The 24,507-nt window shown below is 52.4% G+C and carries 28 protein-coding genes and 1 tRNA gene; 15 read left to right on the plus strand and 14 right to left on the minus strand.

The window, feature by feature from the left end:
• The 3 genes from VMW85_00355 to VMW85_00365 form a co-directional block, all read right to left on the minus strand.
• On the minus strand, window positions 1-1,046 hold a 1,046-nt coding region (locus VMW85_00355), incomplete at its 3' end, for a citrate/2-methylcitrate synthase (GenBank protein HUT26487.1).
• Between the two features lie 264 nt (window positions 1,047-1,310).
• Window positions 1,311-1,769, minus strand: coding sequence for a GyrI-like domain-containing protein (locus tag VMW85_00360; protein ID HUT26488.1), 459 nt, complete (start codon window positions 1,767-1,769; stop codon window positions 1,311-1,313).
• A 253-nt stretch (window positions 1,770-2,022) separates the two neighbouring features.
• Window positions 2,023-2,412, minus strand: a complete 390-nt coding sequence (locus VMW85_00365; GenBank protein ID HUT26489.1) for a hypothetical protein — start codon at window positions 2,410-2,412, stop codon at window positions 2,023-2,025.
• 176 nt (window positions 2,413-2,588) lie between these two features.
• Between VMW85_00365 and VMW85_00370 the strand changes: the two genes are divergently transcribed.
• Entirely contained in the window at window positions 2,589-3,746 is a 1,158-nt protein-coding gene (locus VMW85_00370) for a pyridoxal phosphate-dependent aminotransferase (GenBank protein ID HUT26490.1), read from the plus strand.
• On the opposite strand, the gene VMW85_00375 is transcribed toward VMW85_00370, so the two are convergent.
• Together VMW85_00375 and VMW85_00380 are read right to left on the minus strand one after the other, a co-directional pair.
• Window positions 3,747-4,607 carry a cation diffusion facilitator family transporter gene (locus tag VMW85_00375; GenBank protein HUT26491.1) on the minus strand — a complete coding sequence of 287 codons (861 nt, stop codon included), beginning with the start codon at window positions 4,605-4,607 and terminating at the stop codon, window positions 3,747-3,749.
• A gap of 77 nt (window positions 4,608-4,684) precedes the next feature.
• The gene (locus tag VMW85_00380; GenBank protein HUT26492.1) at window positions 4,685-4,981 is read right to left on the minus strand and encodes a hypothetical protein; all 297 of its coding nucleotides are present in this window, start codon (window positions 4,979-4,981) and stop codon (window positions 4,685-4,687) included.
• Between the two features lie 142 nt (window positions 4,982-5,123).
• Here VMW85_00380 and VMW85_00385 point away from each other — a divergent pair, with 142 nt between their 5' ends.
• A complete protein-coding gene (locus VMW85_00385; GenBank protein ID HUT26493.1) occupies window positions 5,124-5,408 on the plus strand; it encodes a hypothetical protein in 285 nt (94 codons plus the stop codon).
• 72 nt (window positions 5,409-5,480) lie between these two features.
• Entirely contained in the window at window positions 5,481-6,698 is a 1,218-nt protein-coding gene (locus VMW85_00390) for an HD domain-containing protein (GenBank protein ID HUT26494.1), read from the plus strand.
• Here VMW85_00390 and VMW85_00395 read toward each other — a convergent pair whose 3' ends face one another.
• Window positions 6,699-7,226 (minus strand): zinc ribbon domain-containing protein, encoded by a 528-nt coding sequence (locus VMW85_00395; GenBank protein HUT26495.1) that lies wholly within the window; start codon window positions 7,224-7,226, stop codon window positions 6,699-6,701.
• Window positions 7,227-7,409: 183 nt separating this feature from the next.
• On the opposite strand from VMW85_00395, the gene VMW85_00400 reads away from it, so the two are divergent.
• The 6 genes from VMW85_00400 to VMW85_00425 all read left to right on the plus strand — a co-directional run bounded on the left by VMW85_00400 (window position 7,410) and on the right by VMW85_00425 (window position 11,951).
• Window positions 7,410-7,769, plus strand: coding sequence for a ribbon-helix-helix domain-containing protein (locus tag VMW85_00400; GenBank protein ID HUT26496.1), 360 nt, complete (start codon window positions 7,410-7,412; stop codon window positions 7,767-7,769).
• A gap of 101 nt (window positions 7,770-7,870) precedes the next feature.
• Window positions 7,871-8,686 (plus strand): hypothetical protein, encoded by an 816-nt coding sequence (locus tag VMW85_00405; GenBank protein ID HUT26497.1) that lies wholly within the window; start codon window positions 7,871-7,873, stop codon window positions 8,684-8,686.
• Between the two features lie 110 nt (window positions 8,687-8,796).
• The gene (locus VMW85_00410; GenBank protein ID HUT26498.1) at window positions 8,797-9,885 is read left to right on the plus strand and encodes an ATP-NAD kinase family protein; all 1,089 of its coding nucleotides are present in this window, start codon (window positions 8,797-8,799) and stop codon (window positions 9,883-9,885) included.
• Window positions 9,886-9,929: 44 nt separating this feature from the next.
• Window positions 9,930-10,367 (plus strand): RNA-binding domain-containing protein, encoded by a 438-nt coding sequence (locus VMW85_00415; protein ID HUT26499.1) that lies wholly within the window; start codon window positions 9,930-9,932, stop codon window positions 10,365-10,367.
• A gap of 24 nt (window positions 10,368-10,391) precedes the next feature.
• Window positions 10,392-10,478 (plus strand) — tRNA-Leu (locus VMW85_00420).
• A 150-nt stretch (window positions 10,479-10,628) separates the two neighbouring features.
• The gene (locus tag VMW85_00425) at window positions 10,629-11,951 is read left to right on the plus strand and encodes a DUF2254 domain-containing protein (protein ID HUT26500.1); all 1,323 of its coding nucleotides are present in this window, start codon (window positions 10,629-10,631) and stop codon (window positions 11,949-11,951) included.
• A gap of 86 nt (window positions 11,952-12,037) precedes the next feature.
• On the opposite strand, the gene VMW85_00430 is transcribed toward VMW85_00425, so the two are convergent.
• The 3 genes from VMW85_00430 to VMW85_00440 form a co-directional block, all read right to left on the minus strand.
• Entirely contained in the window at window positions 12,038-13,126 is a 1,089-nt protein-coding gene (locus VMW85_00430) for an alpha/beta hydrolase (GenBank protein HUT26501.1), read from the minus strand.
• A 555-nt stretch (window positions 13,127-13,681) separates the two neighbouring features.
• Window positions 13,682-14,230: a TATA-box-binding protein gene (locus VMW85_00435; GenBank protein HUT26502.1), complete on the minus strand. Its 549-nt coding sequence runs from the start codon at window positions 14,228-14,230 to the stop codon at window positions 13,682-13,684.
• Between the two features lie 169 nt (window positions 14,231-14,399).
• Window positions 14,400-15,002 carry a hypothetical protein gene (locus VMW85_00440; GenBank protein ID HUT26503.1) on the minus strand — a complete coding sequence of 201 codons (603 nt, stop codon included), beginning with the start codon at window positions 15,000-15,002 and terminating at the stop codon, window positions 14,400-14,402.
• 277 nt (window positions 15,003-15,279) lie between these two features.
• Between VMW85_00440 and VMW85_00445 the strand changes: the two genes are divergently transcribed.
• Window positions 15,280-15,696 carry a CBS domain-containing protein gene (locus VMW85_00445; protein HUT26504.1) on the plus strand — a complete coding sequence of 139 codons (417 nt, stop codon included), beginning with the start codon at window positions 15,280-15,282 and terminating at the stop codon, window positions 15,694-15,696.
• On the opposite strand, the gene VMW85_00450 is transcribed toward VMW85_00445, so the two are convergent.
• Window positions 15,671-16,303 (minus strand): DedA family protein, encoded by a 633-nt coding sequence (locus VMW85_00450; GenBank protein ID HUT26505.1) that lies wholly within the window; start codon window positions 16,301-16,303, stop codon window positions 15,671-15,673. The genes VMW85_00445 and VMW85_00450 overlap by 26 nt on opposite strands.
• A gap of 182 nt (window positions 16,304-16,485) precedes the next feature.
• Here VMW85_00450 and VMW85_00455 point away from each other — a divergent pair, with 182 nt between their 5' ends.
• Both VMW85_00455 and VMW85_00460 read left to right on the plus strand, forming a co-directional pair.
• Window positions 16,486-16,836: a DUF6015 family protein gene (locus tag VMW85_00455; protein ID HUT26506.1), complete on the plus strand. Its 351-nt coding sequence runs from the start codon at window positions 16,486-16,488 to the stop codon at window positions 16,834-16,836.
• 38 nt (window positions 16,837-16,874) lie between these two features.
• Window positions 16,875-17,189: a hypothetical protein gene (locus VMW85_00460; protein ID HUT26507.1), complete on the plus strand. Its 315-nt coding sequence runs from the start codon at window positions 16,875-16,877 to the stop codon at window positions 17,187-17,189.
• On the opposite strand, the gene VMW85_00465 is transcribed toward VMW85_00460, so the two are convergent.
• The 3 genes from VMW85_00465 to VMW85_00475 are packed head-to-tail and all read right to left on the minus strand — an operon-like array spanning window position 17,186 to window position 20,069.
• Window positions 17,186-17,659, minus strand: a complete 474-nt coding sequence (locus VMW85_00465; GenBank protein ID HUT26508.1) for a hypothetical protein — start codon at window positions 17,657-17,659, stop codon at window positions 17,186-17,188. The two genes, VMW85_00460 and VMW85_00465, sit on opposite strands and share 4 nt — an antisense overlap.
• A complete protein-coding gene (locus tag VMW85_00470; GenBank protein HUT26509.1) occupies window positions 17,653-18,090 on the minus strand; it encodes a hypothetical protein in 438 nt (145 codons plus the stop codon). Before VMW85_00470 ends, VMW85_00465 begins: the two co-directional genes overlap by 7 nt.
• A 53-nt stretch (window positions 18,091-18,143) precedes the next feature.
• Complete coding sequence (locus VMW85_00475; GenBank protein ID HUT26510.1) at window positions 18,144-20,069, minus strand: U32 family peptidase; 1,926 nt, start codon at window positions 20,067-20,069, stop codon at window positions 18,144-18,146.
• Window positions 20,070-20,172: 103 nt separating this feature from the next.
• Here VMW85_00475 and VMW85_00480 point away from each other — a divergent pair, with 103 nt between their 5' ends.
• The 3 genes from VMW85_00480 to VMW85_00490 are packed head-to-tail and all read left to right on the plus strand — an operon-like array spanning window position 20,173 to window position 24,057.
• Entirely contained in the window at window positions 20,173-20,718 is a 546-nt protein-coding gene (locus VMW85_00480) for a hypothetical protein (GenBank protein HUT26511.1), read from the plus strand.
• The gene (locus VMW85_00485) at window positions 20,715-22,340 is read left to right on the plus strand and encodes a type II/IV secretion system ATPase subunit (GenBank protein HUT26512.1); all 1,626 of its coding nucleotides are present in this window, start codon (window positions 20,715-20,717) and stop codon (window positions 22,338-22,340) included. The genes VMW85_00480 and VMW85_00485 overlap by 4 nt, the downstream gene beginning before the upstream one ends.
• Window positions 22,341-22,344: 4 nt before the next feature.
• Window positions 22,345-24,057 carry a hypothetical protein gene (locus VMW85_00490; protein HUT26513.1) on the plus strand — a complete coding sequence of 571 codons (1,713 nt, stop codon included), beginning with the start codon at window positions 22,345-22,347 and terminating at the stop codon, window positions 24,055-24,057.
• Here VMW85_00490 and VMW85_00495 read toward each other — a convergent pair.
• A complete protein-coding gene (locus VMW85_00495) occupies window positions 24,011-24,436 on the minus strand; it encodes a formylmethanofuran dehydrogenase subunit E family protein (protein ID HUT26514.1) in 426 nt (141 codons plus the stop codon). The two genes, VMW85_00490 and VMW85_00495, sit on opposite strands and share 47 nt — an antisense overlap.
• Between the last annotated feature and the right edge of the window lie 71 nt (window positions 24,437-24,507).

A 24,507-nucleotide genomic window follows, 5' to 3' on the forward strand; every position in this document is an offset into this window, starting at 1 on the left:
TCTATCGTATGAGCGACCCAGCCCGCTATTCTGCTCGAGGTGAAAAATGGCGTGAAGAACTCCTTGGGCACCCCCATGGCGTCCATGGCCACTGCAGCGTAGAAATCCAAGTTGGGGTAGATGTTCTTCCTCTCGTGAACGATCCCCTCGATCTTGATGCATTTGTTATACAGGTCCAACGTTCTCTTATGATGACATAGGTTTTCGACTATGCCCCTGAGATGCTTCGTTCTCGGGTCCTCCGCCATATAGACCCGATGACCAAAGCCCATGATCTTCATTTTTTCATCCAGCAGTCCCTGGATGTATTCATCCACATATTTTTCCAGACCTATGTCGTTGAGCATGTCCATAACTTTTTCGCTGGCGCCACCGTGCAGAGGACCCCGGAGGGTTCCGATCGCAGTGGTTACGGCTGAATACATGTCTGCATTGGTGCTTGCGGTCACACGCGCTGCGAAAGTGGAAGCGTTGAACCCGTGATCGGCATGAAGGATGAGAAGACGATGGAGAACATCCGCTTCGTCCTCCTTCGGAGGGTGCCCCTTGAACATATAAAGGAAATTCTCAGCGAAGCCAAAGTCCTTCCTGGGGACTGGAACTGGCTGACCTATGCGGCTTCTGTGAAGGGTGGCTACTATCGTGGGCACCTGGGCGATCAGCCTGGTGGCCCTCCTCAGGTTCGCCGCTTCAGAGAGATCGTTTTTCTCGACATCGTACTCCCCCAGACGGGATACTTCGGTTCGTAATACGTCCATTGGATGAACATGTCCCGGTGTGTCCCAGATGCATCGGACCATAGCGTTAGGCAGTTTCATCTCAGAAACAAGATCGGTGCAGAACTCGTCCAGCTCCTGCCGATTTGGCAACCTCTTGTGTATCAGTAGGTAGGCCACCTCAGTATAGGTGACCCGCCCCACCAGATCATCGATGTTATATCCCAGATAATAGAGGTAACCCTTCGGGTCCACGTAGCTAATTCGGGTCTCAGCGGCGGCGACGTCCTTTAACCCGCGAACGACCTTCCTATCCGATTCTTCGTTCATTTTTCTCCTTAGCCACACATTCCATACCTAAACGCACGGTTTGAACAAGAACAGCCATTTACAAGTGCGACCGGCATTATGCGACCGCATTCCTTGCTCGCCTAAAGTATTTGTGGCTGATGGTGACTCGGCGACCATCAGCAATTTCCAGAATTAGAATAGATACACCCCTTAAACCTTTTTTGTAGGCAAGAGCATGGAAGTTGCACTGGAACCCTACAACCGCATCCAGGGGTGAACGGAAGATGATACCGAAAGGGCCAGTCACTTGATGGGCCAGATAAGTTTGGTCATTAACCTATCCATAGGAGTGTCATCGGGACTGTTGAGGTATTCCTCCCACATATGGTCGGCCGGCTGAAGGCCTTTGACCTTCATCCATTCCATCATCTTGTTGTAGGTGTCGACCAATTTTTCATAGGGCCCTGTGTGCATTGCCATTACGGCCTTCCCGGCCGGAAGCTTGAACGGCTTGACCCTTCCTTTGGAAATTCCCTTACCGCTGACCGGGAAACCGACCTCCATGTCCATCTCATCACCGGACCAGGAATGGTAAAAGGCGAAGGGTGGACCGCAGCACTGTACTTCCCCGTTCAATAGTGGAACGAGCTCCCCGAACATGCGCCCCATGACCTGAGGGATATCCTTCACTCTCACCCTTTCCCGGATGGCGATGGCTTCCTGGACCTTAGTATCGATTATCTCGAACTCCGTCATGGTCATCGAAAAAAATTATCACCATAAGGTCTAATAAAATTTTATGAGAGATGGTTGAAAATGAGCAAATTGAGGGATCATGAACCTACTGTATTTTCACCGGATCGTTCCATATTCTTCATGTAAAGATAACGGTCGAATTCGATCACCTTGAGTCCGTTCATTTCATCCTTAAAAAACCGGTCTCGAAGGACCGCGGCTTCCGTAAAATCATTTTAGAAAAAATGGGTCACCGTCGTTTTCGACGGTGAGGACGAAGTTACCCGTTCGTTTCGTATGGCAGATCATTACCTTGTTCGATCTCCCGCTCCTTCTTATCGCATGCTATGATCGCATCCTCGCTCATGAGGCGCTTCATTATGCATACGGTACGCTGAACGGCGATTATATCCTCCAATTGCGTCCGGGTAATCCATACCGCTGATAGCAGGTCTTCGAAGTTCTTTCGATGAGCGGTGCTTTCGATCTCATGCAGAACGGCCGGGTTATAGAGGTTCGCTCGGGGCACCCTGGACAGTCCTGCGAGGTCGTCGATCTGTCTCTCATACTCGTTCAACATGTCCGAGTACATCTCCTGCAGGGCATCTAGGGCCGCGATCTTGTCAACAGCCTTGATAACGACGGGGGACTTTTCCTTTGGAATTTCCATGGTATCACCATATCATACGCCCATTTCATTGAGCATGATGGATGGCCAACATCCTTCTTCGTCATTATCTTTTTCTGTACTACAGGCTTGATAATTGCTTTTGGTCCTGCCAATAAAGGATGAGCCCGTCGGGATACCATTTTAATCATCTGAGACCTTAGGTTCCTGGTCAGACCATGAGCCGAGATTACAGTGATCGATCCGACCTCATCGTGCAGTCAGAGATCCGGAATATGACCTTGGAGTGCAACCGGGTAGGCGGCATCAACCTAGCCCAGGGTGTCTGTGATACCGATACCCCCAGAGAGGTCATCGATGGAGCGCACGAAGCGGCGATGGACGGTATAAACGCCTATACCAGATATGACGGGCTTCCGATCCTTAGACAGGCCATCGCAAAGAAGTTCAAGGAGTTCAACCGGATGGATGTGGACCCGGAGGGCGAGATCGTCTGTTCCGCTGGTGCGACCGGGGCCTTTTACTCCGCGTGCATGGCCCTGTTGAACCCGGGTGATGAGGTCATCGTGCTGGAACCATATTACGGATATCATGTCAATACCCTACTGGCCATGGGAGCGGTACCGGTCTTCGTGCGTCTGGAACCTCCGGAATGGGAGCTTGACCTACAGAAAATATCAGACGCCATTGGACCGAAGACCAAGGCAATTATCATCAACAATCCCTCCAACCCTTCTGGCAAGGTCTTCTCTCGTTCTGAACTGAAAGCCTTGACCGACCTGGCCATAGACCATGACTTCTTCATCTTCAGCGATGAGATCTATGAATACTTTGTTTACGACGATGGGCAGCACATCTCTCCGGCGTCCTTTGAGGAGGCCCGGGACCGCGTCATAGTCATATCGGGTTATTCCAAAACGTTCAGCATCACCGGTTGGCGCATCGGTTATGCCGTCTGTGACCGCAAATGGGCACGGATGATCGGTTACATGAACGATCTGGTCTACGTCTGCGCCCCTGCACCTTTGCAGGTGGGCGTGGCCCGGGGCATCGAGCAGCTCACTGGAGAATATTATAGACGATTGTGCCAACAGTATCAGCGCAAACGCGAGGTGCTTCTGGACGGTCTGCGCGAAGGGGGCCTGTACCCCTACGTTCCCCAGGGATCATATTACATACTGGCCGATGTCAGTTCGATCCCGGGAAAGGGTTCGAAGGAAAAGGCCTTGAACATTTTGCGTGAGTGCGGTGTGGCGAGCGTTCCCGGAACGGCGTTCTATCACCAGGACGGAGAAGACCTGGTCAGGTTCTGTTTCGCCAAGACGGACGACGTGTTGAGATCGGCCTGCGATAGGCTCTCCCGACTTTCCTGGTGATCAGGCCACTATCTCCTTCTCCGTCTCCAGGTGGATGATGACGATGATCCCGGGGATCTCATGGCGGAGGACCTCCTCGATCCTGTCCGTCAGTTCGTGTCCCTGGGCGATGGTGCGGTCCGCTTCTAAACAGATGTGCATTTCCGCATAGATCTTGTCGCCGACCCTTCTGGTCTTGAGGTCGTGGTATTGCAGGAAACCTTCCTGTCCTTTCAAGATCCGTTCGATCAGAGCCTCTGACTCGGGACAGCTATGGTCCATGAGGTCCCAGCATGACCTGCCGAGTACGCCGTAGGCCATCTTGATGAGCAATGCGGCGACCATCAAGGCCAATATGGGGTCCAGTATGTACCACCCAGTGACACTTGCCAGGAACAGACCTACGACAATTCCTAGGGAGGACAGCACATCGGAGAAAAGATGTTTTGCGTCACCCTCCAGGGCGATGGACATGCTCAGGCGCGATCCCTTCATCAAAATGTAGGAGAGCCCCCCGTTCATACCTGTGGCGATCAATGATATCACGATAGCTAGATCGATATCGTTGAAGGATACTGGATCGAATAACCTATCTATGCTGGCAAGGACTATCAGCAAGGCGGCCATGACAATGAGCAGCCCCTCGACCAGACAGGATATGTTCTCCGCCCGCTGGTGCCCATACTTATGGTCTTCGTCGGCCGGCTTCATGGAGATGTAAATGGAAGCGAGCATCATGATGGAGGCCACGATGTTGACTATGGATTCAAGTGCGTCTGAGAGCAGAGCCACGGAACCTGAGATCAGATAGGCCATTAATTTGATGGAAAAAACGATGAGACCACCGATCACAGCCAGTTTGGCCAAGCTCTTCTTTTGCACAACATCGGTGAGCGCACAGGCCCGATAAACCTTTTTTGTTGTGAAGGACGTTCACATGGAGCGGTGACTAGCTTACTTTATTCGTCCTGGCTTGATCCAGCGTATAAGGACTTCTCAAAGATGGCGTCGACCTCCTGCTCGGTCAGCTTGGGATCGTGACGCACAAAGAACGTCAGATAGCTCTTATCCTCGGTGTAAATGACCTTTGAAGGACGAACGTTCACGCTCATCAGGACCTCGCCACTGTCCAGCACCAGATCCACCTGAGTTGTGGTCCTGCCACTCTTGTTCTTGGTCCTGGACAGCTTCATGATGCTCTTCTTGTTGCTCTGATAAAGCGACCTTAGCCGCTGTTCCAATTCCCCTCGGTTCACGGAAGAACATCGCCTGGAAATATGAAAAACTTACCTCAGTGGTCTAGATTTTACTATTTCGGCGCTTTGGTTTGAGTTTATAAATAAACGAACGATTTAGATAATTATTTATGCGCCTCAACACCGTTATAACATTGATAACATGGTTGGAATGAATACGCTGCTAAACAAGAAGGTCATGACCTCTGATGCCTTTGAGGTCGGAGCTGTGAACGCGTTCGATCTAGATCTGGCCTCTTGGAAGGTCACCCATGTCGCTGTAACATTGAACACGCAGTCCAATAAGGAACTGGGAGTGAGGAAACCGTTGCTGGGAGGTTTGATCATCTGCATTCCGGTCGCCAACGTTGATAAGATCGGCGATGTGGTTAGCTTGAACATCAGTTTCAGCGCCCTGAAGTCCATCCCAGAGTGCAAGCTTCAATAAACACTTTAACCACCTTTCCTTTTTTTAGGCCAACCCTTAATTCCCACCTCGCCTTATTCCCCAGGGAACTCCATGTCCCAAGGACCAATGAACGCCAGGTTGATCTACAAGTTCTTCGAGGCGGCCAACATGCAGCGGTGGAACGACCATATCCGCCCGGTCGAGCTGACGGAGCTGGACAAGCAATCTCATAAAATGGTCATCGCCTATGTGCTGGCGAAGTTCGAGGAAACCGAAAAGAGCAGGAAAATCGATTGGACAAAGATCATTGAAGGCGGCATCTTCGAATTCCTGCATAGGATATTCTTGACCGACCTTAAACCGCCGGTCTTCCACCGCTTGCAGAAGGAGAAGGGACGGGAACTGAACGAGTACGTCTTCCGCGAACTCGTGTCCGAAGTGCCCGATATCGACCCGGAGTTCCTGGAACGATTCAAAGCATATCATTCGGAACAGGACGAGAGCATCGAGAGGCGCGTCCTCAAGGCGGCGCATTACCTGGCGACGAACTGGGAGTTCCGGTTGATCTATGCTGCCAACCCGACGATGATGGGGATCGAGGATACGAAACGCAACATCGAAATGCAGATCGAGGACCATTACGACCTCATCGGTGTGCAGCGTGTAATGCTGGGTAAAAAATCATATGGTTTCATAGAATTCTGCGGGCAGCTGCGATACCAGCAGCGTTGGGCCCGGGCGCCGCGCATCCCCAGGACGTCCGTCCTGGGACATATGTTGATGGTCGCCATCATGTCCCACCTCTGCTCGCTGCGCATAAATGCCGGTCCGCAGCGCGCGATGAACAATTTCTACACCGCCCTGTTCCACGACCTGCCAGAGGTTCTGACGAAAGACATTATTACTCCGGTCAAGAAGTCTGTAGGCGGTTTGGAGGAGCTCATTGCTGAGTACGAGGAACAGGAAGTGAAGGACAAGCTTCTGCCTCTGCTCCCGGCCACTTGGCGCAAGGATTTCGAATACCTGCTGCTTGATCCCTTCCGCAATCGGGTGAGGGACAGAACAGGGGTGACCAAGGAAATGCCCTATGAGGAGATCAACTCCTCGTACAACGATAATGATTCTTGGGCGGTGGACGGAAGAATGTTGAAGGGATGCGACAATCTGGCGGCGTTCATCGAAGCCGCCTCGTCCATTAAATATGGCATCAGCTCGAGGGTGCTGCGCATGGGAAAGCAACGACTATTGGAGTCATACAAGGAGATGGGCAGCATCTCTGACATCGATTTCTATCGCCTGATGCAGGAAATGGACGAGATGGAGATATGATCACCAGGACATTCTGCCCTCGAAGGTGCGGAAGAGAAGGTCGCGGTAGTACCTATCGTAAGGCATGGTGAACCTCAGCCCCTTTTCACCATTTTTCAGATCCACCACGTAAAGTCCGTTCTCATCACTATCGTATGACAATCTGACCGCCTCGATCTCATCGATGCCTAATGTGAAATTGTCCGGTCTTTCCTTCAGAAGCTGGTCGGGGACCATTTCGTAAAACCGGGATATGTTGGAAGAACTGCTCGACCCAGCAAGAAATATTCCTTTCTGCCTCAGCTCACCTTTGGCCTTATCCACCGTCCCCTCTTCTATCCGAGCGAACAGCAGTTGCTTCGTGGTCATTGCCACGGCGAATATGCCATCCCGTCCTACGATGTGCGTCGGCGATATTACAGCGATGACCACCTCCCCCCGGACCGGCTCGAACTGTTCGATGTCGTCCGATTGAACCAAATGACCGCAATATGGACAGAAGCGCATGTCCTCGAACAGATCCTTACCGCAGCTTGCACAGGTCGGCATATCAACATTACTGATATGACCTGGGTTATTTATGCCTTAATCGCATTCGGAGCCTGATCTACTGGCAATATTTTATTTTCTTACTGGCATAGCTCAGTATGACAAAATATGACAAATGACACATATTTTATATAGTTAATATGACAATCTAATTCTCAGTCCGAGCCAAGGAGTTTACCGATTATGGAGGGAGAGCGAATATCACTGCGCCTCGAGAACGAGGACCTGGAACTTATCGATGGATTCATCGAAGGGCATCCGGAGATCTCGAACCGATCGCAGTTAGCAAGGATCGCCCTCCGCGCGTTCATTGATAGGGATGGTGGAACGCGGATCGAAATCTCAGGCAAGGGTCAACTTACAATAAATGTCCCGCCGGCTATCCGTAACATAATGGAAGGGATGGTGGAGGATGGCTACTACAACACGGTGGAGGACATCATCGGGGAATGCCTGAGGAAGGAGTTCGTCTCCAGAGAGAACCTGGACAATGTCAAGGACGATCTCTTCCACAAGGGCAGGCAAGCCCTGGCAAATTTGTGAAGGACCAGCGGACAACTCTGAGCGCAGAGGGATGGGATGCACTAACTTACCTTAGCGGAGGCGCTGTCACGCGTTCCGCGTTGAAAACGGGGGCCTAAAAAATGGAAGTCGGGGTAATACAACAGACGATCAGGACCGAGCAAATGGTATCGATGCTCAGCCGGGGCCTGACAGAGCCAAAGATATCGGTGGTGGGATGCGGGGGTGCTGGTAACAACATTGTTAGCAACATTTTCGGTAGCTGCAAGAAGAACGTGCAGACCGTAGCCATCAACACCGATGAGAGATCACTGCAAAAGGTCAACGCGCACAAGAAGCTGCTCATCGGCAAGGATGTGACCGAAGGGCGCGGCGCTGAGGGTTTCCCGGAGGTCGGGGAGTACTGCGCTGAGTGTGCCAAGGACGCCATAAAGGACGCCATAAAGGACCGTGATATCGTGTTCGTCATCGCCGGGATGGGCGGCGGCACCGGGACAGGTACAGCTCCAGTGGTGGCCCAGGTGGCCAAGGACCTTAATTCGATCACATTCGTCATTGCGATCACGCCATTCTCCTTTGAGAAGGATAGAATGGAGAAGGCTCAGTATGGCATATCTAAGATCAAGAAGATAGCCAAGACGACCGTGGTAGTGGAGAACGATCGGCTGATGAACATAGCGGAGGAGCTCCCTCTGAACAAGGCCTTCTCGGTCATAGACCGCAGCGTGGTGAAGATCATCGACTCCTTTTGCTCCCAGGTGAGCATGTCGTTCATGAACGCCCTGACCGAGGAGGTCATGCAGTTCATGCAGGGCAATACGGAGGAGTCCCACGTGATGAGCGCTCAGTACCTAATGCCTGAGATGGTCATGGCCAGCAATGGTCCAGCGGACATGGAAATGCGGCCGAGCGGCGAGCTGCCCCCATTAATGCGCTGAACGTTCTTCCGGCTTCCAAACTCTACAGGTGTTGGCGGGATTCAGCCGCCGCACCATTCCCCTAATTCGATTCTCAAAGGTCTTATCGTGGCTACCACCATTACCGACCTATGCTCATAGGATTCGTCATCAACCCCGTGGCCGGCATGGGCGGTGTGGTCGCCCTCAAAGGCACCGATGGCGAGGTTCTCGATGAAGCGGTCCGACGGGGTGCCTCCCCCATATCCAATGACCGGGCCAGACGCGCTTTGTCCAAGATCGAAGGGAAGAGCGTTTTCCTTACCGCTTCCGGGGATATGGGCGAGAAGGTCCTTACCGAACTGAGCCTTCCATCGGAGGTGGTCCATTCAGTTTCTGGAAAAAGCGCGGCAATGGACACCAAGGATGCTTGCATCAGATTCGTCGAGAGAGGAACGGACCTGATCATCTTCTGCGGCGGTGACGGCACCGCGCGGGATGTGCTCGATGTTGTGGGGGAGAGCATCACGGTCATTGGGATACCTTCCGGGGTCAAGATGCATTCCGGAGTGTTCGCTAACACACCTGAGGAGGCCGGAGAGGTTATTTGCGCGTTCATAAAGGGTGAGATGACCACTCGGCTCTCCGAGGTCATGGATGTGGACGAGGAAGCGTTTAGAACAGGGGAGCTTCGCACCCGTCTCTACGGCTATTTGAGAGTGCCGTCCTTAGAAGGGATGATTCAGCCACCGAAGGGAACGATCTTTGGGACCTCGGACGACGAACAGAAAGAGGCGATCGCCGTGTTCGTTGTGGAGAACATGGAGCCGGGGACACATTACGTGTTGGGACCGGGTACCACCACCAGGGCGGTGGCTCAGAGATTGGGCCAACCGAAGACCCTTCTGGGGGTGGATGTCTATCTGGACGGAAGAATTACGGTACAGGACGCCTCCGAGTATGATCTGATCAAGGTACTTCCGGGAAAGAAGGTAAAAGTGCTTGTTACGCCGATCGGCCGGCAGGGATTCGTTCTAGGACGGGGGAACCAGCAGATCTCACCCCGGGTCATCGGTATGGTAGGAGTGGAGAACGTTCAGGTCCTGGCCACCCCGGGTAAGCTCGGAGAGACCCCGACGCTCCATTCAGATTCCGGTGATCCAGAATTGGATCGCCGTATGAACGGTTACCAGAGGGTTCTGGTCGGATACGCGCGGTTCCGAATGGTCAAGATCGTTTGAACGGGAGCAAATGATATTTCAATAGCTGCCGCAATAGCCTGCTAATGAGCGTGATACACCTAAACCTCCGAACCTTCTGCCATGCCACCGAAGATACGGAAAAGGTGCAAAAAGCGATGACGTTCGCCAGTGGTATAGATGATACCACCGTCACCCACTCCGAAGGTTACCATGGCAACAAGATCCTGATCATGGAGTGCACGCTCTCTCGAAAGGTGGACATACGCTCTTTCTTCCAACGATTGTCCGTAGAGGACCTCAAAGAGCTGCTGACCACCATCGACCAAAGGATGGACGAGGACGGACTGTTCTTCTTCAGGTTGGACAAGCAGAAGTCGTTCATGGAGGAGCTAGTTATCTTTTCGGGCGACGATTGCATTCATGCTCGGGCCAGGGTGGAGAGCTATCCTAAGAGGAGAGAGAAGGCCCTGGAGAACGCCAAGGTCATGCTCCAAGAGCATATAGACCGACAGGATAAATAGGGAAAAATCATTCGGAACCGGGAAGCAGGGGTAGCCAAGCTTGGCCAACGGCGTAGGACTTAGGATCCTATCCTTAGTGGTTCGTGCGTTCAAATCGCACCCCCTGCACCATCTCTCCTTTTCTATCATGAACTTCACCTCCCGGATCTGAGTTTTCAATTTCGGCCAATGCCCCGCCCCTATCCCTTTTTAGAACGTTTAAAAGATGGTTATTTAATATTCAGGAGGCGAATAATAGAGTGCGCCCGGTTGGTAAGGTACATGTTGACGATCGTGATCAAATTAAGGTCCATATGGAATCAACTGAAATCGAGCTTTTGGTTCCTCCCCACACTGACCATAATAATATCCATAGGGGGAGCGGCCTTTACGATCTATTTGGATACCATATTGGATTTTAAGCCCACCGGGGTGTTCCAATATATTCTTCCAAGTAGTGTGAATTCTGCCCGCAGCGTTCTTTCCACCATATCTGGCGCGATGATCGGGGTTGCCGGAACGGTCTTTTCAATTACCCTTGTCGCTTTAACATTAGCTTCCTCCCAGTTTGGGTCCAGGCTTTTAAGGAATTTTATGCATGACCGAACGAATCAGATCGTGCTAGGCGCCTACGTCTCCACGTTCGTCTATTGCCTGTTCGTTCTAAATGCGGTAGATGATAACAATGGGATCGAATTCATTCCCGCCATCTCGATATTAACTGCCATTTCTGCCGCTGTCATCAATATTTTTCTGCTCATCATTTTTATCCATCACATATCCATGAGCATTCAAGCCGATAATGTGATCTCGGATGTCTCATCATCCCTCTCAAAAAATCTAGAATCATTATTTCCGGAGATGATCGGCGAAGATGCTGGTCAGAAAAATGAGGCGGACCCGGATCTATTTAAAATTGCTTTCGGTCAAAAAAATTTTGCCACATCATCTAAAAATGGTTATCTGGAATATGTCGATTATGATAATATCTTTCGTATCGCGAAAGAACACGACTCGCTGATCAAATTAATGTTCAGACCGGGGGATCATTTGGTAAGTGGCTCAATAACCATGGAGATCATTTCGGAGGATGATGTTCCAAATGAGGTAATTAAAAAACTACAGGAATTATTAATAATCGGGAGAGTGAGGACGCCATATCAGGATGCTGAATTTTCCATCAACCAAATGGTAGAGATCGCTGCGAGGGCGTTATCCCCTGGCGTCAATGATCCATTCACTGCCATCACCTGTATTGACAATCTGACCTCGACCATGTGTCAATTGACCCAGGTGAAGTTTCCTCCCTCATATCGTTATGACGAAGATGGCGTACTTAGAGTAATAGCTGATGTTTTGACCTTTGAGGGAATGCTAGGCACCGCTTTCAATCAGATCCGACAATTTTCTGGAGGGAGCCCAGCGGTGGTCATAAGGCTCATGGAATCTTTGCTCACCATCAACCATTTCGTTCGAACGGATGGTCAAAGGGAATGTGTCAAGAAACATGTAGGAATGGTATTGAGACTTGCTGAAAGTTCGTTCAAAGAGAAAAATGACATTTCAGATCTGAATGAAAGAAGCAAATTGATATTGGCATCATAGAAAATATCCGCGAGATCATTGATCGTTCATCAGTCTTGTTTTTTCAACGACCTCATCTGTGGTCATCGATCAGTGAGCCCGACCCTTTACACTTGGTCGGCGAGGGCGATGGTATGGTGCATAACATCCTCCAACATGATCTTCATCATCCTATCGGGCTCTTCGAACATCGGACTGTGCGCTGAATCTTCGAAGGTATAAAATCCTTTGATTGGTGCCATTATTTTATTAAAATAAGACCTGGCTTCACTGATGGAGACGGTATAATCAAATCGACCAGAAATGAAATATGTCGGTAGAGAGAGCTTGGTAACCATCATCGTAAGGTCGGTGGCCACCATTTCATCCCATAGCATTCGGCTGGAAAAGGCCTTGCCCCGCCAAATGTTCACCTTTTCACCCAAGGTATATTCACGGTCGAACCAGATAGGAAAGAAGATGCCGCGGACCACGGACCTCATATCACGTGTTGTGCCGATGCCGAGACCGTGCATGGCTTCATCGCGCAACGCCATGTATGCGGCGGGAAGTGGGACCGTTCCGGTCACCGGAACTTTTTCGAGCCTCCGGACCATTCTTCCATCCCCATTCTCCCTGTACTTTTTTAACATAAACTCATAAGCCAGTATTTCCGATCTCAGCTGATTTGCCATCTGGCTCAGAGCGATATAGGCATGAAAAAGATCGGGCCTCCGGGCTGCCGCCTGGATTCCGAAAAAGGTTCCCCCGGAATGCGCCATGAGGTAGACCTTGTCCTTTCCAAAGCGGTCACGGAGATAGTTTGCCACTTCCACCGTATCGGAGATCGTCTGCTCCACGGTCATGGTTTCCGGTGGTATGTCGTGGGTGTAAGATAGCCCGGAACCCCGTCGTTCCCACCAGCAGACGGAAAAATGTTCCTCCAGACCTGTTGGATATCTATCATTTAGAAAGTGCTCGGGCATGCCCGGCCCTCCGTGGAGGAACAGTAGCACCGGATTGGCGGGATTCTTGCTTCTGATGAACATCCCTTGCTCCACTCCGTTGATGGAGACGTGCGTTTTCTCTGAGATGCTTCCCGCCACGAGATCTCCGTTCTTGTCCAGGAGGGGTTTGGTCTTGCCGGGGCTCATTATGAGCAGAGCCCCGATCAGGATGATTAATAAAGTCAGGATGACGACGATGATTGTCAACATGGCCCCCCACCATTCATCGGAGGTTTAAATGAAATTACTGTTATTTTAGTCATTGGACTACTGAAAAATATTGACCAACAAGGGATTATTACGGGGGCGTTCTTTTCTATTTGTGCCATCTCTCAGACATTGCTAATATGGGTTCTTCAAAGATATGAAAAGGACACGTAAGATCTGAATAAAAAGATCGACTGACCAATGGAGATGGAATTCGTCAGTTGATCAGCTTATGGTCAATGGTGTAGGACTTAGTATCCCATCCTTAGTGGTTCGTGCGCTCAGATCGCACCCCCCCTGCATCATCCATATATCATTGCTTTGATCGGATCTCAACAAGACATTTCTGATCACACGTGTAAGTTCGACAGCGCTAAAATGTTACGACCTGGCGTGAGAAGATAAGCAGTACAGAAAAAAGATCAGATGGAGGGTATTTTCCATCGTGAAGGGAATGGTGCGCTGAAAGGTATCCTTCCTTCAAGCGTTTCAACTCATCATTCGCTCATCAAAGCTCAACGTCGTGAGATCGAACCTCGGCCATCAATTCCCCGCGCCTTAATGCAGAAGATCGGCCGAGCGTAGCTCTTCCGAGATCTTTTCAATGGCGGCCTTGATATTATCTGGTTTGCGCGCCCCGGTGCATACCAGCTTTCCGGAACCGAAGAGAAGGATGACCACCTTCGGATCGCTCAATCGGTAGACCAGTCCGGGGAACACCTCTGGTTCGTACTCCACGTTCTCCAAACCCAAGGTGATGACCACCGCGGTGAGGTTGATGGGCTGTCCGAGATCGGCTGAAGCGACAATGTTCTGAACCTCGAACGTGGGTGAGCCAGCGATCTTAACACCGGTCTTCCTTACGTTCATAACCACCGTTTCGATGGCGCGTTTGACCTGTTCCAGGGTCTTGGCTCCGGTGCAGACCATCTTTCCACTTCTGAAGAGAAGGGTCGCGGTCTTTGGGTCCTTCAATCGAAAGACCAAACCCGGGAAGACCTGGGGGTCATATTCCGCCCCTGATAGATTGACGGCAAGTGTGCTGAGGTCGAGCTCTGTGCCCAAATTTGCGGATGCTACGATATTTTGAATGAGATAGTCGGAAATAGAAACGCCCTAACAGGGATAAACCGAATTCGGTATTTACCAATGAGGGCGGTATCGAATAGTTAATCGTAGGAAAAATAGCAGTTTACGGTTTTAGACGACCGGCAGTTCCATTGGAACGACCGTTAATTGTATGGTCCGTAGATGATGATCTATCGTTCGCATCGTTCTATCTCGAAAATTTGTTTTGGATTATTTGGCGTATACGCTCTGACTCCAGCACCTGGATCTCTTCAGTGGTCATCTTCCCTCCGCTCTTCTTGACCTTGACCACCTCGGCCGAGGGATTGGTGAATACGAAGAGCTTAACGTTCTTAGAGGTCCCGTCCTTGAACCTGAACTTGTAGGTCAGCGGGAACTTGGACGACTGCATGAACTCACTGATGCTCAGCTCCTGGTCGATGTTCTGCCCGTCGAACACGCTCAAGCACATCTCCAAAGCGTACTTCCCGAAGGCGATGACGTTCAGTTCGTCCTTGCCGAGCAGATGCAGTTCGGCAATGAAATGCTCTTGACATTTTGTCGCCGCCTTGCGCCACTCCTTGTTGACGTCCCGGTCACTGGTTACCGGTACGCACTTGAGAGCGTGGGTCCAGTAAGTTCTGTCCCCGGTCGGATCGAACCTCCCGAACAACTGCACCACCTTGCTGAGAGGGTTGGCCTTCTTTACCTCGTCGGAAGGTTCGCCGTTCCGGCACAGTTCCACCAGTTTAGACTCCACGGCCTCGTTCGAGGCCAGCGATCGCAGCCAATGGCCCGGTTCCTGCGACACGATGAGAAAATCCACTTTGGAAGGGTCTGCCCGCCTGGGTAACGATATTGGCAATTTGGATCGATCTCGCGGGCAACCGGGGCACGGGCCGTTCACCTTTGACCTGAATTCTCCCCAGCTATCCTCCGGACCGTTGGCCATGGAGGGCATATCCGCGACGGTCCATTAAACCGTTTCACCTGATCGTCCGCTCCACGGATCATCGAACATCCGAACATATGCTCATGATCGACGATAGTTCAATATCGAGCTAATACCGTTAAGTGACTGGAATTCCATGGAACATCACATCGCCCGCGTGAGCGTTAAGGACAGTATGACAAAGGATGTGGTCACTGTCACCCCTGACACTGACCTGAAGAAGCTCAAAGAGATGTTCGAGCAGTACGATTTCAACAGCTTCCCGGTCCTGGACGGACAGAAGATGGTAGGTGTTGTCAGCAAATTGGATCTGTTGAGAGCGTTCAGCGCTGGCCTCCATGTCACCACTGGCCGTTTCATGAAGTTGTATAGCAATAACGCGGCCGATATCATGCACACGGCCACCGTCTACGTCTCACCGGAGGATCCCATATCAAAGGCCGCCGATTATATGGTGGAGTTCAAGCTGCGCAGCGTGCCCGTGCTGGAGCGGGGCGTACTTAAAGGCATGATTTCACGGCAGGACATCATTCGTTGTTTGATGATCGAATGACCTTGGCCTTTTTCCTCCTCGAGTAGAGGAAGTACCCTACCAACACCACGGCCAAACCTCCCAGGATCACATAATCCAGACCGTCGGTCCCTTCCCAGAACTGTATCCAGTTCTCTCCCAGGTAATAACCGGCCGATACCAGCACGGTGTTCCACACCAGCGCCCCGAAGAATGTGAAGATCACGAACTTGACCCGATCCATTTTCGCCAGACCTGCGGGGAATGAGATGATGGATCGTATACCAGGCATGGAGTGTCCAATGAAGATCCCCCACACACCCCACTTCTTGAACCAATTTTCTGCTGATTCCATCTTTTTCTCGTCCAATCCGAAGAATCGACCATAACGGTCCAATATCGGCCGGCCCAGGTGGTATGCCAAGAGGTAGGCTATGAAGGACCCCACGACCGCGCCGAGGGAACCTATCAGGATGACCAGGAAAAAGTTCAATTCCCCTGTATAGGCTACATACCCGGCGAAAGGCATTATCAACTCGCTCGGAATGGGAGTGAACACTCCCTCGACCAGCATGGCCAGGAACACACCTACGTATCCGGTGTTGTTAATGAGGTCGATGATGACCGTGTTGATGGAATCGATTATCATTAAGGTCCCTTTGCCCGTTCAAGGCAAGGAAGGTTATCGCTCATTCGTATTAATAAAAATCTGGCCCCTTTTTACCTAAATCATGTTAGATTTGTGGACAATTACCAACGTATATAAACCGGGAGATGTAAGGTGTAACACGGTGTAAAATATTGAAACCGTTTTTAGGACATGATTCTCTAGTGAGGATATTGGAAAAGACCATTGGTGTTACGAGCCCGATCGCGGATGAGGTTGCCCTACGCGTTCTGAACTTTTTTGGTTATCACGACGAGATCATAGATAATGCCTTGGACCATGACGACCGCCGACTTTTCTATTTCCTCCAGGACATGAAGATATTGGGCACCAGATGGGAAGAGACCCAGCTGGTATCTGGGCGCAATTGGCGCATTTTCTATTGGTCTTTGAACTGGGATACCATTCAAAGAATGCTAGACGATCGCCCCCAGATCAAGGAGCCAGAGGACCTTTACATGACCCTTCCTGATTCAGTTTGGGATCGTGAGCATGAACAGACTGGAATGACCTGAGAGCGACATCTTTTAAGTGACGAACGTCATCCAATGACGTGAAGTTCTGCTACTGCGGCCAGTGCAAGGACCTTCGACCGAGATCGTGGTACCATCATGGTGATTGCCTGCTCTGTGGCAATGAATGTGCGATCATCGTGGTCCCCATGTCCATCTTCGGCTACCTGATGTACATTTTTAGCGCGATAGGTGCCATCTTCGTCGTATTGGAACTGATTAACGAGGACGTGGGACTGGGAGAGGGACGTTTATACATCATGTTCGGCTCCCTTGTCCTGGCCATGGTTTTTACCTTTCTAGAGCAGGAACGCTCAACCAAATTGGCCAGGGAAAAGGTGGGTAAGGTACTCTAACCGGCAATGGTCAAGGAACAGGATACGACCGTTCCCTCGGTGCTTAACGAACGTAGGTCGGTGAAGAGGGAGAGCGACCCGTCGTCAAAGGGCGTACCGAAGATCAGGTCTTCACCCCCCACCGTCAATACCCACCAGGCTTTCATTCCCATGTTCTTGATCTCAAGCAGAGTGTCGTTGACCGCGCTTTCAATTATTTCCAAGGTGAATGAAGATGGGAAGGAAGCATCATGTGAGATCATGATCAGATACATTTCCAAGGATGTCTGTGACAATGCACTGCCATCGTTATAGGGTATTTCTCCGGCCAGCATGACAGAATGGAACGTTCTCGCCGTTTCGTTCGTTCGTTCCGATGAAACATCATTTCCAGGCATGAGAAGGAACGCGCTCAATACCGACAACACCACCAGGAACAACATCGCGTCCATCAGCACCGCCATCCCCCTCTGGTCCCTGGATATCACCATGACTGCACCTCCACCACACCCGACAAGGAATGACCGGCGACCATCAATAATGCTGGGGAGCGTTGGGCCACAACATCCCGGTCGGAGGGGGGCTGGTGACCTAAGATCAATAAGGTATCATTAGCGCCCATGAGCCTATAGGTCAATAGAACGCCATGAACCCCATCGGGAAGGAGCATCTCATCGGCGGACTTGGCTTGTATATACCCCATATCAAGCCCCCGACCATCTTTCGGCCAAAGTTCTTGCATCTGTAGCGAATCGAGAAGTTCCGATCTATCGATCTGATCGTCAAGGAAATTCACTGACCCGGCCGAGAGCATCACCAGGAACACGGATGATGCCGTGATGACCACCATGACCCCCAGTATCGACTCTAGGAAACCGCCTACACCCTCGGTCCCCATGCACCTCCCCTTTCTTGCTCGCACGAATCTTGTCAGAGCGGGTGAGGGTCTATAATCGTGTGATAACTGTAACTTACCTAGAAGACCCCTTTGCGATAATGGCCTAGGCTACTGCGTCCGCATTTGCGCCGCATCTCTTCCATCACCTCAATGTCAATCTCCCTGAAGCTCTTGGCGACGAACGCCGCCAGATCGGGATGTCTGCGACGCACGTCGATGCCCAATGAATCGACCCCCATGGCATTGAGCTCTGGCACCTTGTCCAGCAGCAGAAGGTCGGTGCTGTGCAGGATATGCACGAAACCTTCCTGGTCCCGATGAACGGGATAACGTACGCCCCTTTCGTCCGTCAAAGTCCCCTCGTCCAAGGTCGGGTCGCGGCTCAGCATCAGTTCCACTCGCCCGAACACCATCACCTCCGCCCTCTGATCTGAGCGGGCCAATAGCTGGAATATCTCCTCCTGGTTGAGTTCCGGAGACAGTGTCCATTGATGCATATTTGGGACAGTGAAGCTGTTGAAGACGTTCATATGATAGGAACCGTAACATCGTAGGTGGCGGTGCCTATGGAACTGGTCAACGGTGTTCACCATTACTGAACCGGCGTTCACCGGTCGGTCGTTCCAGGACAAGCGGGGAAGCATGAGGACGAACTCCTTCCCTTCGTCCTGACATAGGACCTCGGCCTCTTCCGCCTGCTTGTTACCGTCGTAATATATTCGATCGGCGTAAGGAAGAACTGCCCTAAGGACCGCCATACTGGAAACATAGAATGAAAGTTCGCTCGATACCTCCTTCCGGCGGAGCCGTTTGGAGGGGATCTCGACCGTCATCCTTTCCGCCGGCGCTTCCTTGAACTTGTGCCTATTGATGAGATCATCAAAACCTGAGAACTCGCGGTCCTTGGTCTTGTAGACACGATATTCACCATCCCTCATCCCGAAGGGCGGGGAGGCGATGACATCGGACCCAACAAGGTCGGATGGTCGAAGATCGAAGCCGCCGACCTTTTCGTCGCCGAGGTATAGGCTGATGCCATCACCGGCTTCCAGCATGCCCTTCGCCATCCGGACCTTTCCGCCACTCACTGACGCCAGCCCGATAGGTCTCCCCCTCGACTCCGGGAAAGCGGTCTGCATCACATCCTTATCGAGAAGATAACCGCCGGCGAATCCCCGGTTGAAGACCACCTCCAGTAATTCCTTCTCTCTCTCGGTGAGCAATGGTCTCTCTCCAGACCTGGCCCGTCGGATGACCTGGGAGTATATCTTGGATGTCAGGTACACGTACATGGGTGAACGCATTCGGCCCTCGATCTTCAGAGAGCATACGCCGGCCCGCATTAGATCCGGTACGGCCTCCACGCCGAAGGTGTCCGCCGTACTGAGCAGATACCCTTCCCGCCGGGGCATGGAGTACCGCTTCCGACAGGGTTGGGCGCAAGCTCCCCTATTCCCGGAACGACCGCCCAGGAAGCTGGAAAAAAGGCATTGCCCGGAGAAGCAGTAACAGAGAGCTCCATGAATGAACACCTCGACGCCGATCGGAGAACTCTCGGCCAGGGCCTGCACTTGTTCCCGGTCCAGCTCTCTTGCAAGGATGATCCTCTCGAGACCCTGTTCTTTGGCCCATTGCGCTCCATCGAGACTATGAATACCCATCTGGGTGGAGGCATGCACCGGTATCGATAAACGATCCTTTATCAGGGACATTAGGCCGCGGTCTTGCACGATGACGGCGTCAGCTTCCAGTCGGTCAAGCATCTCCACAAAGGAGAACGCTTCGGCCAGTTCCGTCTCCTTAATGAGGGTGTTGACGGTAACATACGTTCTCATTCCGTGATCGTGCGTGAGCTTTATGGCGCCGGCCAATTGACGATCGTCGAAGTTGCTGGCGAACCTACGGGCCCCGAAGTCCTTCCCACCCAGGTATACCGCGTCCGCTCCACCGGCGATGGCGGCCTTCAGCGCTTCCTGCGATCCCACCGGGGCGAGGAGTTCCATATCACGGAATCGACTGCTCGCATATTAATCCCCCTGGCGACGTAGCCTACGATTAACCGTCAACCAAAATACCTTCACTGGCGGTGCTCCCACCGGGAAGAACATGGCGAAGGTAGTGAAGATTCCAAGGACCAGGGCGATCGAAGGTCCCATCCCCTCATCTAAAATGAACTGCGAGTTCGTCTTGGACGGAAAGGACCTGTGTTTTGATTGCCTCGGTTGCCCAGTTTCGCATGATGCTCCTACTGAGAAGTGCCTACCAGCTTTCAGATATGCACTGGAGAAGAACCCCGGGACCAGGAGCTTCCTGTTGCGGGGCGAGAATCATGTTTGGTTACGCGAGAAAGGATTGGATTCATTGAGGTCATTGATCTCGGTCGAGAAGGCCTGGGAGACCTTTCGTATCACCATCCGCTCGCTTCCTTGCCGCCGTCCATTGTCAACGGAGCGTGTCTTGAGATATCTGGATAAGGCCATGGAAGGAAGGACCGAACTTTTCTGTCTTGGAGAGGGAGCCGTGTGCAAGGAGTGTTTGAAGATGCAAGAAGAGGCGTTGATCCACCTACATGCCGATCGACGTAGGGGACGGAAGCTCCTGGCCGCGGATAGGTTCCGGATCACCGAGGTCCCTGGGAGGTGTGAACGTTGACCTCCGATCCCCTGGCGATAAGGTTGCAGGATGCCCTTCCGTGGTTACGGCGTGACAGATTGATAAGACCGCCCTTCTCCGGATACTGGATTGAGAGGGAGGCCCCTCGTGGTTGGAATGCGGTGGATGAGACCGAGGTATTGGGCGGGCGCATCGATCTCATGACCGATGCTTCCGGTCTGCGTCACCGATACTGCCTGTTCCCCTGGGAGCATTTGGTGAGCGTCGAAATGCAGAGGAAGATAGCTGACTCCATTCTGAAGGTCAGGTCGTTCCCTCCGAAAGATTTCCGAGGAGGAGACATGGAGCTGAAGGCCCATGTGCAATCGGTGGTCCAGACCGTGGACCTCGAACCAGACCAGCAGGAGGAGTTCTTGGATGCTGTGGAACGCAACACCTTGGGTTTGGGCGTCCTTGATGTTCTGCTTCGGGACCCTAGGGTGGAGGACATTTACGTTGACGCGCCGTGCCAGCAGACGCGTGTGTATTTGACATTGAACCAAGCTGGACCGGGGCACGTGTTCGGGCGTTGCGAGACCAATTTGATCGTGTCGGAGAATGAGATGACCGGACTGGTCAGTCGCCTGAAGTACCGTTCGGGAAGACCTTTCTCCCGCTCCAACCCCATACTGGAAACGGAGCTGGGCGAAAACCAGGTCAGGGCCACGGCCCTTCGCCCTCCCCTCAGCCCTGACGGACTGGCCTTGGCGCTACGCAGGCGATCGGACAAACCTTGGACGCTCCTCCGCCTGGCGAGCTGCGGTGCCATGGACGAGGTCGTGGCCGGATTGCTTTCCTTCCTAGTGGATGGACGAGCATCGATCCTGGTATGCGGGGCCAGGGGATCTGGAAAATCCTCCTTGCTGTCATCCCTGCTCTTCGAATTTCCGGTGGACCAGCGCATCCTGGTAATTGAGGACACTCGGGAAGTGCCGGTCCGTTCATTGCAGGCCTTGGGCTTCAAGGCCCAGTCGATTTTAGTGGAACCAGCCAAGGACCAGGACCGGACCGAGGCTGCGGAAGAGGCATTACGCGTTTCATTGCGCTTGGGCGAATCGGCCATAGTGGTCGGCGAGGTCCGTGGGCGAGAGGCCATGACCTTATACGAAAGCATGCGGACCGGAAAGGCTGGCTCGTCAGTACTGGGCACCATCCACGGCGATGGAGCGCAGGAGGTGCACGATCGAGTGGTCAACGAACTTGGAATACCGGAAGCCTCCTTCGCTTCGACCGATGTCATCATCACCATGGGTCTGATACGCCCGGGCGGAGGACTGGGCCAGGTACGGCGAGTGACCGAGGTGGCCGAAGTGGTCAGAACGGACGAAGGCCTGGATTTCCTACCTATGCTGACCTACGACGGCGGATACCATCTATGCGACAGGGTGATCCCCCTCGTCAAGCGGATCTCTTCCGGATGGGGCATGAGCTATGAAGAGGGTATGCAGAACTTGCGGACGCGCGTGGAACTTCGCCGGTTGCTGCTTCAGTTCGCTAGCGATGACCCCACCTACCTCTCCCCATCGAGCGTGATGTCGGCCAACGAGTTCCTTTGGCAACATCGAGATCATGAAACCATGGACCTGCCCGCGGCCTTCGCCTCTTTCCTCAGAGAGAGGTGAGAACGTGTCCGAACCATGGTTCCGACTACCATCCATTTCCCATACCGTTCCTGACGTGTTCCGAAGGATGTATCCAGTGAAGGTAAGCCCGGGAACGTTGGACCTCATTCGTCGTGAAGGCTATAGATTGGATGATTACGTCCTGCGAACCTTCAACCTCATGTTGTGGTGCCTGGGGACCATGATACCTTTAGGAATGCTGATGGTGGTGGTCCTCCCTTACCCCTTTAGCCTCGTGGCCATCAGCCCGATGATACTGCCTTTCATTTTCCCGGCCTACAGGCTTTCATTGCCTGGACGACATTATCTTACCGAACAACGCACTTTTCTGTTGGATTCACCGGCGGTCATCGGGGCCATGACCATGAGCATGAATCGCTCCCCCTCGCTGGAAAGAGCTTTGGAGGTGGGGTCACGCAGTGGCTCCGGAGCCCTGCAGGCGTCATTGGCGCGAATGGTATGGAAGGCGTTGACCGGAGAGGTGCAGGACCTGAGGCGGGGTCTGTCCGCCTGGACCGCGACCTTGGATGGAGTGAACGAAGGATTGCGCCGGTCCCTGCATCTGATATTGGCGGCGGAGGATGAATCGGCCGAGGAAGGTAGGGACCGCCTCTTGGACCAAGCGAACTCTTTGGTCCTCGATAATCTGCGAGAGGCTTGCGAACGATACGTGGGGTCGCTCTCCTTCCCGGTGATGCTGGTGTTCGCCTTCGGAGTATTGGCACCGGTGATGCTTTTCTCCCTCATCCCCATGATCGGCCTGGGATCCAGCCTTCCTACGGACGGAGGGGTTATGAACACAATATCACTGGCCATTGTGCTTCTTGTCCTGGTGCCGACGGTGACCCTGCTTTATGTGAGAGCCATGCTAGGGCGCAACCCGCTCAGTCGAAATGAAAATGGTATGTTCACCGTACGTAGGAGGACGGTGGCGATGGCCCTGGTCGCCGTATCTGTTGCCACCACCGGTATCGTGGCCTTCGGCTCCATAACAGCATCCATACTGGTGGGGCTGTGTATTGCATTGTTCGCTCTGTATTCGAACGGGGGAGGAAAGAATGAAAAGGCGGACAAGGGACACACCCGATCGTTCATCGACGGGCTTTACCGTCTGGGGAACGCCATGATGGGCGGGCAGGACCTGGAAGCCTCTTTTCACGATGTGGTGCTGATGGAAGAAGGTGCGTTCTCCGAATGGGGTCTGAGGATGCTGCATGCCACCCGTACCGGGAGGATCTCACTGATACAGTCGTTGAAGGATGACAGATATCTCCGGGAAAGGAGCCCGGAACTGCACCAGAGCTACTTGACGGTCATGGAATGCGCCAAGGAGGACCACCAAGGGGCGGGGAAAGTAGCCATAAACCTGGCCCAATGCCAGAATGATATGGACAGGACCAAGAGGCACATACGGGAGAATCTACGCTCGGTCGTAGAGATGATGAACTCCACAAGCCTGTTCTTCGCCCCGGCCATCATAGGGCTCACCAGTGGCATAATGGGGATGATGGGTGGAGAGAAGGAATGCATCATGGCCGTGGCCTCCATATATGTGGTGCAGCTGGCGTTGTTAGTGAACTATTTCACTAGCAACTTGGATGGCTATGATGGTAGAGGAGAATGTCTTCGAACCTATGCGGTCAGAGGATATGTGGCCTTACTGATGTTTCTTACAGCTTCACTATGCGGTCAGACCTTTCTGTTCCACCTTCTCTGACTATGAGGAGCTCCAGGTCGCTGAGGTCATTCAGTTCCAGGGACAGTTTCTCTCCGGCCTCGTAGCCGTTGGTCATATCGATCCTCTTTTGCACGGTATCCAAAGGGGAGATCTCCATGGACCTTAGACCATCATAGAAACGTACAACTGGCCTACCTCCTTCCTTCACCCCAAGATTGCCCTTTCCCAAAGTGCACCGGGAAGAGAACTGCACACCGTCGATGAGGCAGGAGACCGGAGGTTCGGTGCCAGTGAAGAACGTGGCGAAGAACTTGCCTGGGAAGTACGAACGAGCGATCTTCCCCATTCTGTAGCCCAGCAGAACATAGGGACCTAGGTGTCCGTGAAAATCGGCGAGCCTCTTCAGTTCTTCGGGCATTTTGACCATGTCAACACTGAATCGTTCGAAATATAAAGTTCTTATTTCATAATTTCGGATAAGGATTAAGA

The sequence above is a fragment of the Methanomassiliicoccales archaeon genome, assembly GCA_035527755.1.
Classification (GTDB): Archaea; Thermoplasmatota; Thermoplasmata; order Methanomassiliicoccales; family UBA472; genus UBA472.